Here is a 13,440-nt window from a genome sequence, read left to right on the forward strand (position 1 = left end):
TATCGCGCCGGTTGCGATCTGTCCAGAGCTCAGGCCGGCTCATAGCGGACATAGGCGAACTCGTCCCCATCCGGTGACCAGTTCGGCACATTGATCGATCCCTGCCCGCCAAAGAGCTCGAACAGCGTCGTCAGATTGCCGCCATCCATATCCATCAGCCGCATCCGCACATTGAGATCGCGCGGATGATCAAAGACGTCAGGATCATAGGAGATCAGGACCACCTTGTCGTTCTTTGGTGACGGATGTGCAAACCAGTTGCCGTAATTATCATGGGTCACCTGCTCGAGGCCGGTGCCGTCAGGATGGATGCGCCAGATCTGCATCAGGCCGGTGCGGCTCGAATTGAAATAGATCCATTGCCCGTCGGCCGAATAGTCAGGTCCGTCATTGCGGCCCTCGCCATGGGTCAGGCGGGTCTCTTCGCCGCCATCGATCGAGATCGTATAGATATCGAAAACGTCGTTGCGGATGCCGCAGTAGGAGAAGCGCTTTCCGTCCGGCGACCAGCCATGCCAGTAGGAGGGCAGATTGGTCGTCACCTGCCTTGGCGTGCCGCCCTCTGACGGCAGAACATAGATGCAGGATTTGCCATGCTGCGTCTTGTCGGAAATGGCGATCAGCGAACCGTCCGGCGAGATGCCATGATCGTTGTTGCACAGGGTCGCAAAGCCGGTATCGACCTGGACGATCCCGCTGCCATCCAGCGGCAGCCGATAGAGCAGCCCGTCGCCATTCAACAGAAGATAGCGCCCGCCAGGCGAATAGTTCGGCGCCTCGATCAGCTGGTCCGTTTGCCAGACGATCCGGTTCGCACCCGTGCGGATATTATAAATCTCGACCGAGCTGCGCATTTTTCCTCTCCCTTGCCGCTGGATACCGCGATCAGCGATCGCGGAACCGGTTGGTGATCGGATAGCGACGGTCGCGACCGAAATTCTTCTTGGTGATCTTCACGCCCGGCGCAGACTGGCGGCGCTTGTACTCGGCGAGATAGAGTAGATGTTCAACGCGATGTACGGTCGCGACATCATGGCCCCGAGCCACGATTTCCTCTACCGACATCTCCTTTTCCACCAGGCATTCGAGGATATCGTCGAGCACCGGATAGGGCGGCAGCGAATCCTGGTCCGTCTGGTTCGGCCTCAGTTCCGCCGAAGGCGCCTTGTCGATGATGTTATGGGGGATGACCTCCCCCGAAGGGCCGAGCGCGCCCGGCGGGACATGCAGGTTACGCCAGCGCGACAGCGCATAGACCTGCATCTTGTAGAGATCCTTGATCGGGTTGAAACCGCCGTTCATGTCGCCATAGAGCGTAGCATATCCGACAGACATTTCCGACTTGTTGCCCGTCGTCACCACCATCGAGCCGAACTTGTTGGAGATCGCCATCAGGATGGTGCCGCGGGCGCGGCTCTGCAGATTTTCCTCGGTGATGCCGCTCTCGGTCCCTTCGAAGAGATCCGACAGGGCCGACGTGAAGCCCGTCACCGGATCCTCGATCGGCACGATGTCATAGCGGCAGCCGAGCGCCTTGGCGCAATCGGCGGCATCCTTCAACGAATCCTGCGACGTATAGCGATATGGCAACATGACGGTGCGCACACGCTCTTCGCCGAGCGCGTCGACGGCAATCGCCGCGCAGATGGCAGAGTCAATACCGCCGGACAGGCCAAGCACGACCGACTTGAAGCCGTTCTTGTTGACATAGTCGCGGAAGCCCAGCAGGCAGGCGCGATAATCCGCCTCCTCGCCCTCCGGAATATGGGCCATCGGCCCTTCGGCGCAATGCCAGCCATCGCCGTTCTTCTTCCAGGTCGTCACCGCAAGCGCGGTCTCGAACTGGCTCATCTGGAAGGCCAGGGTCTTATCTGCATTGAAACCGAAGCTGGCGCCATCGAAAACCAGTTCGTCCTGGCCGCCGAGCTGGGCGGCATAGATCATCGGCAGCCCTGTCTCGATGACCTGCTTCAGCACGACCTGATGGCGCACGTCGACCTTGCCGCGATAGTACGGCGAGCCATTCGGCGACAGAAGGATTTCCGCACCGCTCTCAGCCAGCGTCTCGCAGACGCCGAGCTCGCCCCAGATGTCCTCGCAGATCGGGATACCCAGCCGCACGCCGCGGAAATTGACCGGACCGGGCATGGCGCCCTGATCGAACACGCGCTTCTCGTCAAACTCGCCGTAGTTCGGTAGGTCTACCTTGTCACGGATCGCGATCACCTTGCCGCCATCGAGCACGGCAATCGAATTGTAGCGGCCGGTCTCGTCCTGCCGGGGAAAGCCGATGATGACGCCGGGGCCGCCATCGGCGGTATCGGCAGCGAGAGCTTCCACCGCTTTCCAGCAGGCGCGGATGAATGCCGGCTTCAGCACCAGATCTTCCGGCGGATAGCCGGAAATGAACAATTCCGTCAGCAATAGGAGCTGCGCGCCTTCGCGTGCTGCTTCGGCGCGGGCCTCGCGCGCCTTGGCGAGATTGCCGGAGACGTCGCCGACCGTCGGATTGAGCTGCGCGACGGCGATGCGGATGGTGTGGGTAATCTGGCTTTGCTCTGTCATGCCATACATTTAGCGATGCCATCTTTCTTCCGCAACCGCCTTCCTTCCCGCACACGCATCAAAGATCGCACTACACGCAGGGGAGGTATTTTTGCCCCAAAAAATACCAGGCCAGCCTTGCGGTTCATGAAGCATTCATGACAGAAGCGTGACACTTATATGAATATTTGTAGCTTTTGGAGAAAGCATTGGTCGCATTGGTCATCGAGTCCGCCTTGGCGGGCAAGCTTGCCCTTTTCCAGAAGATCGGCGCGGCAAGACAGAAGTCTGCCGCTCTGCGCCTGCTTCTGAGCCTCACGCTGACCCTGCTTTTCTCCCTGTCCATCGTCATGACGGTCGAATGGGTCGCACGCGGCGAATTCGCCTCCGCTTGGACCTATCTCCTTTCCCCGTCCCGTCCGGGCCTTGCCACCATCGGCGTTGTCATGCTGACCATGCTGACGCTGGATGCCTTGATCGGTCGCGCGCATCTATCCGCTTTGATCGTCGCTCCGGTGCTGCTCATACCGGCCTTCATTTCCAGCCAGAAGCAGAATTTTCTCTCCGATCCGCTCTACCCTTCGGACTTCCTGTTTGGGCGGCAGATCATGGAGCTGATGCCGGTCATGGTACGTGATCGCCCTTGGACGGCGATTGCCCTGGCAATCGGCATCATCGCCGGCACCGGCGCCATGATCCTGTTCTGGCGCTATATCCTGAGCCACACGTTCGCACTTTCGCGAAACGAGCGCCTTGCCCGGCTTTCGATCTGCCTGCCGCTGGCAGCACTTTTCGCCTCGCAGATGGACCCCACACAATATTCCTATGTTCGCGAGAAGCTGGGGATCATACCGATCGTCTGGGACCAGACGGAAAATTACAACCACAACGGCTTCATCGTCGCCTTCGCGCTAAACCTGCCCATGGCCGACATCAAGTCACCGGCCGGATACGGCCATGGCGCCATCGACGCCATGCCCGCAAGAAATTACGGCTATCTCTCCGGTCCGCGCCAAAAGCCCGACATTATCATGCTGATGAGCGAATCCCTCTGGGATCCGACTCGGCTTTCCAACATCGCCTTCACACCGGATCCGATGCCGACGATCCGCGCCAGACAATCGGGCAATGTCTTCTCGCCGGAATTCGGCGGCATGACCGCCAATGTCGAGTTCGAGGCACTGACGGGTTTTTCCAACGCCTTTCTCCCCTATGGCAGCATTCCCTATCAGCAATATGTGCGCCGCCCGCTGCCGTCGCTTGCCACTTTCTTCCGCGGCGAAGGCTATACGGCGCGCGCACTGCATCCTTTCAGCGGTTGGTTCTGGAACCGTAACGAGGTCTACCGGGCTTTCGGCTTCGAAGAATTTCATACCCAGGAGACTTTGCCGCCCATGGATAAACGCGGCATGTTCGCCGCTGACGACTCCCTTATGAAGGAAATCATGAGCGAAGGAGACGCCGCCGAGCGTCCCTTCTTCTTCTTCGCGGTCACTCTTCAGGGACATGGGCCTTACGAAGCCGACCGCTATTCCGAGAATACCGTCGATATCGCCGGCAATTTGAACGACGATGATCGTGCGGCGCTCGCTACCTATGCACAGGGCGTTCGCGAAGCCGATGACAGCCTGAAGATGCTGATGGATTGGGCCGAAAAGCGCGACCGGGAAACCATTATCGTCCTCTGGGGCGATCATCTGCCGCCGCTCGGCAGCGTCTATCCGAACACCGGCTACATGCCGCAGCAGGTGGCGACCCGCAAGGCGCCGCTCGACGTCATGAAGAAGGAGCACGAAACGCCGCTCGTCGTCTGGTCGAGCAAGAAGGGCGTTCGCAAGGACATCGGTACCATCAGCCCCTCGCAGCTGCCCTATCACCTGCTGAAAACGGCAGGCTATGAGCATCCTTTCTACACGGGCTTTCTCGGCCGCGTGCAGAAGAAATACAACATCGTCGACCGCTATCAGCTGGCAACCCGCGACAGCCAGACCTTCCCCGATTGGGGCCGCAAGGAGCCGGAGCTTGACCCGACCGTGCGCGACTATCGCTATCTGCAGCACGACATGATGTTCGGCCACCAATATGGTTTGGGGCGCTTCTTCCCGTCTCATGCGGAGCTGATGGGCCAGGAAGACAGCTAGCCCATTATAAACATGAGTCAGTGCGGGTGTTCTTTTGCGATAACAGTACGCGCAGCAGCTCCATGCGCAATCGAGTTTGAAACCCTTCCCTCGTTGCATTTTTCCCCGTTGGTCGAATAGTTGCATTCAATGCTACTTGGACCTCGGAGCCCTTCCAATGCATAATCTTCCCAACTTCGTTCATCTGCATTTTGACAAGACGGCCGATCAGCTTGGCGATATCGAAAAGCGCGTTCTCAAAAAGGCGCACGAGCGGAAAATCATCTCCACCGATATCAACGCCGCCATCTCGGCGGAATCCTCCCGGGGGCAGCGTCTCGCTGATAGCATCGCCCGCATCGGTGGCTCATGGTCCTTCATCATCGCCTTCCTGCTGTTTCTGGCGCTCTGGTGCGTCATCAACACGATCCTCCTCACCACGAACGCCTTCGACCCCTATCCCTTCATCTTCCTGAATCTCGTTCTCTCCATGCTCGCCGCGATCCAGGCCCCGATCATCATGATGTCACAGAACCGGCAGGCCGAGCGGGATCGTTTCGAGGCAGCCAAGGATTATGAAGTCAATCTCAAGTCCGAGCTGGAAGTGCTGTCCCTGCATCAGAAGATCGATATGCAGGTGTTGACTGAGCTTGCGGTGGTGCGCGAAGAACTCGCCAAGCTCAGCAAGCTCGTTACCGAAAAAGGTGGTATGTGAGGGTTAATCGGAGGGGCCGGCCGTCAGCAATCCCGGTCGTCCCTGCCGGTATTGCGGCAGTCCGTCGCTGATCTCGTAATAATCGCCCTTGTCGGCGCAAAAGATATGATAACCCATCTCAAGGCCGCTCGGCTGATCGAACAGACCGGCCATGATCGATATTTCATCGGCGCCATCGGCCACCCAAAACAGAGCCGAGCCGCAGATCCTGCAAAAACCACGGCGAGCGAATGTGCTGGCACGATATCAGGTGATCGCCTCTTCTCCCTCGATGACAAGATTTTCGCGTGCGACATTGGTCGCGGCATAATAGAGCCCGGTCTGCTTGCGGCACTGCGAACAATGGCAGGCGACCACCTCGCGCAGTTTTCCGTGCGTCCTGAAACTTACACTGCCGCAGAGGCAGGCTCCCGTGTGTTCGTCGCTCATCATTGCTCCCCTTGTTTTGAAGGCAGCCTTGCCGAGAACGGAATTTGGGTCAATTTCAAAGAACTGAAGCGTCTTTCAGCCGAGCTGATCGCTCCTAGCCCAAAAGCGAATGGGCCGGTTTTCGCCGGCCCATTCGAGAGATCATGAATGCGGCTTCGCTCAGCCGTGTGCGCGCATACGCTTCTCGTCCCGACCGCCCTTCATCCGCTCAGCGAGCAGGAAGGCGAGTTCCAGCGCCTGGTCGGCATTGAGACGGGGGTCGCAATGCGTGTGATAGCGATCCTGCAGGTCCTCGGCGCCGACCGCGCGGGCGCCGCCCGTGCATTCGGTCACATCCTTGCCGGTCATCTCGATATGGATGCCGCCCGGATGCGTGCCTTCGGCGCGATGGATTTGGAAGAAGCTTTCCACTTCCGACAGGATGCGTTCGAACGGGCGCGTCTTGTAATTGTTGAGCGTGATCGTGTTGCCGTGCATCGGGTCGCAGGACCAGACGACCTTGCGACCTTCCTTCTCGACGGCACGAATGAGGCGCGGCAGGTTGTCGGCAACCTTGTCGTGACCGAAACGGCAGATCAGCGTCAGGCGGCCGGCTTCGTTCTGCGGGTTCAGGATGTCGATCAGATTCAGCAGATCGTCCGCCTGCAGCGAAGGGCCGCACTTCAGACCGATCGGGTTCTTGATACCGCGGAAATATTCGACATGCGCATGATCGGCCTGCCGCGTACGGTCGCCGATCCAGAGCATGTGGCCCGAGGTGGCGTACCAGTCGCCGGTTGTGGAATCGACGCGGGTAAAGGCTTCTTCATAGCCCAGAAGCAGCGCTTCGTGGCTGGTGAAGAAATCGGTTTCGCGCAGGCTCGCATTGCTCTCGGCGGTGATGCCGATCGCACGCATGAAATCCATGGTCTCGCCGATGCGGTCGGCAAGCTTGCGGTAGCGCTCGCCCTGCGGGCTGTCCTTGACGAAGCCGAGCATCCACTTCTGCACGTTTTCCAGGTTCGCATAGCCGCCCATCGCGAAGGCGCGCAGCAAGTTTAGCGTCGCGGCAGACTGGCGGTAAGCCATCATCTGACGCTCCGGATTGGGAATGCGAGCTTCTTCGGTGAAATCGATGCCGTTGATGATATCGCCGCGATAGCTCGGCAGCGAGATGCCATTCTGCGTTTCGATGTTCGACGAGCGCGGCTTGGCGAACTGACCGGCAATGCGGCCAACCTTGACGACCGGCAGCTGCGCACCGAAGGTGAGCACGACAGCCATCTGCAGGAAGGCGCGGAAGAAGTCACGGATCGTGTCGGCACCGTGTTCTGCAAAGCTTTCGGCGCAATCGCCGCCCTGAAGCAGGAAACCGTTGCCCTCTGCGACATTGGCGAGATGCGCCTTCAGGCGACGGGCTTCACCGGCGAAAACGAGCGGCGGATAGCTTGCAAGTTGGGCTTCGGTTTCTGCCAGCGCTGCCTTGTCCGGAAAATCCGGCACCTGCTGGATCGGTTTCTGCCGCCAACTGCTCGGGGTCCAATTCTGTGCCATCTCACTCACCTGCTTGTACGCCCGATCTTTTTCGGGCGGCCCGTCGTCGTAAATAACGCGCGCTTATAAACCTTTGCCGCCCGCTTGCAAAGGCGGGCAAACTACTGTGCGAATCTTTTATGGTGCAGTCGATCTCAGAGCTAAAACGACCGCGTTACACGCGCTCGCCGTTGCGAATGCGGTAGCTCGGCGAATACATCGTCACCAATTCTTCCGCCGCCGTCGGATGCACCGCCATGGTGCGGTCGAAATCGTCCTTGGTACAGCCGGCCTTCAGCGTGATGCCGAGAAGCTGCGCCATCTCGCCGGCATCGTGGCCGAGAATATGGGCGCCGATGACCTTGCGGTCCGCGGCATTGACGATTAGCTTCATGATCATCTTCTCGGCTCGGCCCGAAAGCGTCGCCTTCATCGGCCGGAACTGCGCCCGGTAAACTTCGAGCTCCGGATAACGCTTGGCAGCGTCTTCCTCGGTCAGACCGACCGTGCCGATCTCCGGCTGCGAGAAAACGGCCGTCGGGATGAGTTCGTGATCCGGTCGGGTCGGATTGTCCTTGTAGACGGTCTCGATGAAACACATGGCCTCGTGGATCGCCACCGGCGTCAGCTGTACCCGGTCGGTGACGTCGCCGAGAGCGAAGATATTCGGAACGGAAGTGCGCGAATATTCGTCGACGATAATGGCGCCCTGCTCGTTGATTGCGACGCCGGCAGCCTCAAGCCCGAGATTTTCGGTATTCGGAGTACGGCCGAGCGCCAGCATGACGGTATCGACCGTCAGGAGCTTATCGTTCTTCGTCCGAACACTGAGCCCGCCCTCCGCCTTCTCGACGTACTCGATGATGTCATGGCAGAGAATACGGATGCCCTTCTCCTCCATGGCCTCGTGAAGGCCTTTGCGCAGGTCGTGATCGAAGCGCGAGAGTATCTCGGCGCCGCGATAGATCAGCGTCGTCTCGACGCCCAGACCATGAAAGATGTTGGCGAACTCGACGGCGATGTAGCCGCCGCCGGCAATGAGGATCGATTTCGGCAGTTCCTTCAGATGGAACGCTTCGTTCGAGGAGATGCAAAGCTCGTGACCCGGCAGCGCCGTGTGCAGGTTCGGCCGGCCGCCGGTCGCAATGACGATCGTCTCGGCGGTCACGGTCTGCCCGGTCTTCAGCAGCTTGATCGTATGGGCATCCACGAGCTCCGCGCGTGTGTCAAAAATATCCGCCTTGGCATTATCGAGCCCCTTGCGATAGAGGCCCTCCAACCGGGCGATTTCCTTGTCTTTCGCCTCGATCAGCTTCTTCCAGTCGAAGCTGCTTTCGCCGACCGTCCAGCCGAAACCGGCTGCATCCTCGAAATGCTCGCTATATTGCGAGGCGTAGACGAACAATTTCTTCGGCACGCAGCCGCGAATGACGCAGGTGCCGCCATAGCGATATTCCTCGGCGATCCCGACCTTCTTACCAAGCGATGCGGCCACGCGCGCGCTGCGCACACCGCCCGAGCCGCCGCCAATCACGAAAAGGTCGAAATCAAACGAAGGCATGGATCGCTCCTGTAGACATCAAGTTGCGCGCGAAGCGCCTTTAGGGGTCGGCACTCATATAGGGAGCCTGAACTCAAAAAGAAAAGCCCGGAATCGATCCGGGCTTCGAATTTGCAACTGCTTGCCGCAGATACCGAAAACTACAAACCCAGCTTTCGAAACCATTGCGGCGGCGAACCGTTGATTACTGCTTCGGCGCCGGCTGAGCGGCCGCACCGGCATCCGGCGTAACGACCGGCTGCTTGACGACCTTCTGCAGGGCATCGTTGCTCTGCTTTGCGAGATCGCGCGAAATGCCCTGGCTCCAGATATCGGCCGCCTTGTAGAGTTCGCGGGTGGCGAGCGGACCGTCCTTGAGAAGCTTCTTGCCTGCCGCCGAATTGTAGAAATCTGCAATCGCCTTCAGTTCGTCGGCAGAGAAGGCCTTGGCGTAGGTGATGGCGGCTTCACGCTCGAGATCGGCGCGGCGCGGCGCCAGAGCCAGGGCGGTCGCGTCGACGGTCGAGTTGATCGCATCGCCGAAATTCGGGTTTGCCTGGATCATCGTGCTCTTCAGCTGCTCGGCGAGGTTCGGCAAGATGTTGTCGAACTGGTTGGTGATGCCGAGAGCATTGATCGCGGCGCGGGCAGCCTTGATCTGATCCTCGGAAACCTCTTGAGCGCTTACGGAACCGAAAGCAATGCCGGAAAGAAGAATGGTTGCAGCGGCAAGACGGCCAAGACCCGCAAATTTGATCATGAGATGAGTGCTCCTATGTATTGTTCGCCTGCAACGTGCGCGCACCGGCGGGGCCGGCAATGATCGCTTGTGTCGCCATATGGATAAAGAGCCCGTGTTCGACAACGCCGGGAATCGAATAGAGCTCGCTCGACAGCGCCTCTGCATCAGGAATACGGCCGAAAGATGCATCGACGATGTAATGCCCCCCATCGGTGACAAAGAAACTGTCGCCCGCGCGGCGCATGTTGAGCGCGCCGGAAAGCCCAAGACGCGAGGCCGCCTTCTCGATGAGGATGCGAGTGGAAACGAGACCGAAGGGATTGACCTCGATCGGCAGCGGAAAGGCTCCGAGGGTCTCAACGACCTTGCTCTGATCCGCGATCACGATCATGCGGGCTGACGAGGCCGCAACGATCTTCTCGCGCAGCAGCGCACCGCCGCCGCCTTTGATCAGCGTCAGCGCGCCATCCAGCTCATCGGCTCCGTCGATGGTCAGATCAAGTTCCGGAAGCTCATCGAGCGACTTCAACGGCACGCCGAGTTCGTTGCAGAGCTTGGCCGTTCTTTCAGACGTGGGAACGCCCTCAATCGAGAGGCCGGCGGCGACCTTTTCCGCGAGCAGGCGAACGAATTCCTCCGCCGTGCTGCCGGTGCCGATCCCGAGCCGCATGCCGCTTTCGACGTGAGCGAGCGCGGCTCTCGCAGCCTCGATTTTCATCTGGCGGGCGTCCATGCGCCACCTGCTCCCATTGTTACGTTGGTCTGCTGTTTACACGGCTCTCCAGCCAAACGAAAGCCAAAATAACGGCATGATATAGAAATCCCCGAGCCCCTCCCGCCTAGGCTTTCCGGCACTTCAGTTGCAATTGCCCGCGCGATCTTTTAACTCCGGAAGACGTACTCTTTTCTATGCAAAGGCCGATTCCTCGTGAAATCTCCCCTTGTCGTATTCGATCTCGACGGCACGCTGCTGGACACGCATGCGGACCTGATCGTCAGCCTGAACCATACCATCGCCGCACTCAAGCTTCCGCCGGTCACTTACGACGACGTGACGCATCTCGTCGGCAACGGCGCGCAGGTGATGATCGAGCGGGCCTGCAAGCTGCATGGCTATACGCTGACATCGGAAGAATTACCGGCTCTGCTACAGCGCTTCATAACCCATTATTCCGAGACGATGCCCGGCGTCACGCAGCCCTACCCCGGACTCCTGGCCGCGCTTACAACACTGCGGAACAAAGGCTACAAGCTTGCCGTCTGCACCAACAAGATGGAATCGCTTGCGCGCACACTTCTCGACCGGCTCGAATTGACCCAATATTTCGAGGCCATTACCGGCGGCGATACCTTCACCGTGCGCAAGCCGAATGCAGAACACCTGATCGGCACCGTCGAGCGCGCGGGCGGCGACATCGCCCGGACGATCATGATCGGCGACAGCATCAACGACATCCTTGTCGCCCGCAATGCCGGCGTCCCTTCCATCGCAGTCCCCTTCGGCTACTCCGATGTCGGCATCGAAACCCTTGGACCGAACCGCATCATCTATCACTATGATGAGCTGACGCCGGAACTGGTCGAGGGATTGCTGGCGGCCTGAGACACAGCAGTTCTTCAACAAAAAAACGGCGGCACATGGCCGCCATTTCTGTTTTCGCCACTGAACAGACTTTAGATCTGAGCAGTCCGCGCCTTTGAGGTCGCATCGAGCGCCTTCTGCGTGGCAGCATCGCGATCATAGACATCGTTGAAATACTGGATCACGCCGTCCTTGTTCGGCCAAGCGGTGAAATAGGCGATGTAGATCGGGAACTTCTGCGGCACGGCCACAGCCTTGTTCTGGCCGGTGGCGATCTGCTTGGCGACGTCGTCAACCGTGGTGTTCAACACGGCAGCGGCCATCGCGCGCGGATCGGCAAGACGGACACAGCCGTGGCTGAGTGCGCGCATATCCTTCTTGAAGAAGCTCTTCTGCGGCGTGTCGTGCATGTAGATGGCGTGCGAGTTCGGGAAGAGGATTTTCAGTTCACCGAGCGCGTTGTCGCTGCTCGGCGGCTGGCGAACCGAAATGCTCTTCGTCGAGCCATACCAGTCGACGCTGGACGAAGCGACGGCGCGACCGCCCACTTCGACCTGATAGCCCATGCGATCGAGATAGTTCGGATCGGAACGCAGCTTCGGCAGCATCTCGTTGATGATGATCGACTGCGGAACGCCCCAGAACGGATTGAATTCGACCGTCTGCACCTGATTTTCGAAGAAGAAGGTCTGGTGCTGCTTGCTGCCGACGACGACGCGCATCGACAGCTGCTCCTGATTATTATTGTAGTAATAGACCATGAAGGCCGGCTGATTGATGAAGACGTAGCGCGGGCCCAGTTCGTCCGGCAGCCAGCGCAGCTGCTCCATGGCGATGACCAGCTTCTGGATCTTCACATCGTTGTTCTCGCCGACCATGGCGCGAACGGAGGACGGGCCGATCACGCCGTCGGCCGTCAAACCCTTTTCGCGCTGGAAGTCCTCGACTAGCGACACGAGCTCGGGCGTATAGCTCGGCGTGCCCAGATACGCGGAGAAAAGATCGGCGTGAGCCGTCTTCAGTGCATCCGAACCGCGATGCTCGATGGCCTTGACGATATTGGCCATTTCCGGCGAGCTATCACCCGGCTTCAGCGTACCGGCGAGCGAAATGGAAATGTGACCGCCGTCCGTCCCGGCCTCGGAACGCAGCTTCGCAAGCTCCGCCTTCAATTCCATGAATTGCGGGTTGGACGGGCTGCGGCTGTTGAGATAGGCGGCAGCATCGGGGCTGGCGCGCAATACATCGAGCATAGCCGTCAGATTGACGTCCTTGCGCTTGAAGTCGTGATAGCCGGAGATCTTGTTCGGGTCGAGGCGACCGCGAACCGTATCCTGGACGAACATCAGCACCTTGCTGGAGAGCGTGAGCTCAAACTGCATGAGAGCCCGATCACGCAGCACCGGGTCGGCATTTGCGGCATTGTCGCCGGGCAGCGTTACCGCATAGTCGGCAGGATCGAGGCCGACGGAACCGGCATCGGCAAGGACCGCCATCGCGGCCTTCGCCTTGTCGCTGACGGCATGATCCGCAACCCAGAGAAGCGGCTTGCTCTGATCGGCATAATAGGCTTCGATCGCCTTGGCGATATCGTTGGTCGCCATGACGCGGGCATCCGCCAGATAGCGGCGCTGCGAAACTTCGGCATCGATAGCGACCGGCGTGGGAGAGGCGTCTGCAACGGCGCCGGTCACAACCGGATCGGCGAAATGCACCGTCGACACCAGACGCATCTGGTCGGCCTTGTAAGTATAGTATTTCGGCGCATCGACGGTCGGCAGCGGCTGCTTTGCCCGCGGAGGCTCAACGGAGTTCAGCGTCTGCGCCGGGTTGACGGGAACCGGAGCCGAAACCTGCGTGCTCTGCTGACGGCCCTGACCGCCACGGATAAAATCCATGAGGGTCATAGCACTTGCGGAGGTTGCGCCAATCGAGGAAAGGCAGCAGGAAAGAGCCAGGACGGATGCTGTGGCTTTGATGGCAAGTTTCATTCTCTAATCAGTCCCTGTGTCGTACGGTAACTTCGAGCTCGACGGTGCTGTTTTCAACTCGGCCGCGATGTCTCAGACATCATACACCCGACACACTGAAAACGACGAGACCCCGCCTTTCGTTCAATGCCTCAACTTCACGTGACGAAGCAGTGGCGACTTCCGCGCTTAGTCCACACCGAATTATGAAATTATTGGTTAATCTTTTATTGAAATTTGCCGGGCTTTTTGAGGGGCGGTAAATGCGCCTCCGCGAATATATGCC

Annotated in this window: 10 protein-coding genes and 1 pseudogene; 3 read left to right on the forward strand and 8 right to left on the reverse strand. The window is 59.3% G+C overall.

What is annotated here, in order from left to right; translation table 11 throughout:
- Positions 1 to 29: 29 nt before the first annotated feature.
- Positions 30 to 854, reverse strand: a complete 825-nt coding sequence (locus tag I8E17_RS08615) for a TolB family protein (protein ID WP_069613064.1) — start codon at positions 852 to 854, stop codon at positions 30 to 32.
- A gap of 31 nt (positions 855 to 885) precedes the next feature.
- On the reverse strand, positions 886 to 2,565 hold the full coding sequence (locus tag I8E17_RS08620; protein WP_069613208.1) for an NAD+ synthase: 1,680 nt from the start codon (positions 2,563 to 2,565) through the stop codon (positions 886 to 888).
- 245 nt (positions 2,566 to 2,810) lie between these two features.
- Here I8E17_RS08620 and I8E17_RS08625 point away from each other — a divergent pair, with 245 nt between their 5' ends.
- Entirely contained in the window at positions 2,811 to 4,685 is a 1,875-nt protein-coding gene (locus tag I8E17_RS08625) for an LTA synthase family protein (RefSeq protein ID WP_229002112.1), read from the forward strand.
- A 157-nt stretch (positions 4,686 to 4,842) separates the two neighbouring features.
- Positions 4,843 to 5,379, forward strand: a complete 537-nt coding sequence (locus I8E17_RS08630; RefSeq protein WP_069613066.1) for a DUF1003 domain-containing protein — start codon at positions 4,843 to 4,845, stop codon at positions 5,377 to 5,379.
- Between the two features lie 3 nt (positions 5,380 to 5,382).
- On the opposite strand, the pseudogene I8E17_RS08635 reads toward I8E17_RS08630, so the two are convergent.
- The 5 genes and pseudogenes from I8E17_RS08635 to rpiA form a co-directional block, all read right to left on the reverse strand.
- Positions 5,383 to 5,808: pseudogene (locus I8E17_RS08635) on the reverse strand (GFA family protein).
- A gap of 159 nt (positions 5,809 to 5,967) precedes the next feature.
- Positions 5,968 to 7,341: a 3-deoxy-7-phosphoheptulonate synthase class II gene (locus I8E17_RS08640; RefSeq protein ID WP_069613067.1), complete on the reverse strand. Its 1,374-nt coding sequence runs from the start codon at positions 7,339 to 7,341 to the stop codon at positions 5,968 to 5,970.
- A gap of 154 nt (positions 7,342 to 7,495) precedes the next feature.
- Positions 7,496 to 8,881 (reverse strand): glutathione-disulfide reductase, encoded by a 1,386-nt coding sequence (gene gor / locus I8E17_RS08645; RefSeq protein WP_069613068.1) that lies wholly within the window; start codon positions 8,879 to 8,881, stop codon positions 7,496 to 7,498.
- Positions 8,882 to 9,065: 184 nt separating this feature from the next.
- On the reverse strand, positions 9,066 to 9,620 hold the full coding sequence (locus I8E17_RS08650; RefSeq protein WP_069613069.1) for a DUF2059 domain-containing protein: 555 nt from the start codon (positions 9,618 to 9,620) through the stop codon (positions 9,066 to 9,068).
- A 13-nt stretch (positions 9,621 to 9,633) separates the two neighbouring features.
- The gene (gene rpiA / locus I8E17_RS08655; RefSeq protein ID WP_069613070.1) at positions 9,634 to 10,335 is read right to left on the reverse strand and encodes a ribose-5-phosphate isomerase RpiA; all 702 of its coding nucleotides are present in this window, start codon (positions 10,333 to 10,335) and stop codon (positions 9,634 to 9,636) included.
- Between the two features lie 195 nt (positions 10,336 to 10,530).
- On the opposite strand from rpiA, the gene I8E17_RS08660 reads away from it, so the two are divergent.
- Entirely contained in the window at positions 10,531 to 11,205 is a 675-nt protein-coding gene (locus tag I8E17_RS08660) for an HAD family hydrolase (protein ID WP_069613071.1), read from the forward strand.
- A 71-nt stretch (positions 11,206 to 11,276) separates the two neighbouring features.
- On the opposite strand, the gene I8E17_RS08665 is transcribed toward I8E17_RS08660, so the two are convergent.
- Positions 11,277 to 13,175, reverse strand: a complete 1,899-nt coding sequence (locus tag I8E17_RS08665; protein WP_069613072.1) for a L,D-transpeptidase family protein — start codon at positions 13,173 to 13,175, stop codon at positions 11,277 to 11,279.
- Between the last annotated feature and the right edge of the window lie 265 nt (positions 13,176 to 13,440).

The organism is Rhizobium sp. AB2/73 (genome assembly GCF_020871915.1).
GTDB classification, from domain to species: domain Bacteria; phylum Pseudomonadota; class Alphaproteobacteria; order Rhizobiales; family Rhizobiaceae; genus Rhizobium; species Rhizobium dioscoreae.

What these genes read in the sequence shown, in the direction of transcription:
- I8E17_RS08615 (WP_069613064.1), bottom strand. Translation starts at nt 854, where the DNA reads ATGCGCAGCTCGGTCGAGATTTATAATATCCGCACGGGTGCGAACCGG.
- I8E17_RS08620 (WP_069613208.1), bottom strand. Translation starts at nt 2,565, where the DNA reads ATGACAGAGCAAAGCCAGATTACCCACACCATCCGCATCGCCGTCGCG.
- I8E17_RS08630 (WP_069613066.1), top strand. Translation starts at nt 4,843, where the DNA reads ATGCATAATCTTCCCAACTTCGTTCATCTGCATTTTGACAAGACGGCC.
- I8E17_RS08640 (WP_069613067.1), bottom strand. Translation starts at nt 7,341, where the DNA reads ATGGCACAGAATTGGACCCCGAGCAGTTGGCGGCAGAAACCGATCCAG.
- gor (WP_069613068.1), bottom strand. Translation starts at nt 8,881, where the DNA reads ATGCCTTCGTTTGATTTCGACCTTTTCGTGATTGGCGGCGGCTCGGGC.
- I8E17_RS08650 (WP_069613069.1), bottom strand. Translation starts at nt 9,620, where the DNA reads ATGATCAAATTTGCGGGTCTTGGCCGTCTTGCCGCTGCAACCATTCTT.
- rpiA (WP_069613070.1), bottom strand. Translation starts at nt 10,335, where the DNA reads ATGGACGCCCGCCAGATGAAAATCGAGGCTGCGAGAGCCGCGCTCGCT.
- I8E17_RS08665 (WP_069613072.1), bottom strand. Translation starts at nt 13,175, where the DNA reads ATGAAACTTGCCATCAAAGCCACAGCATCCGTCCTGGCTCTTTCCTGC.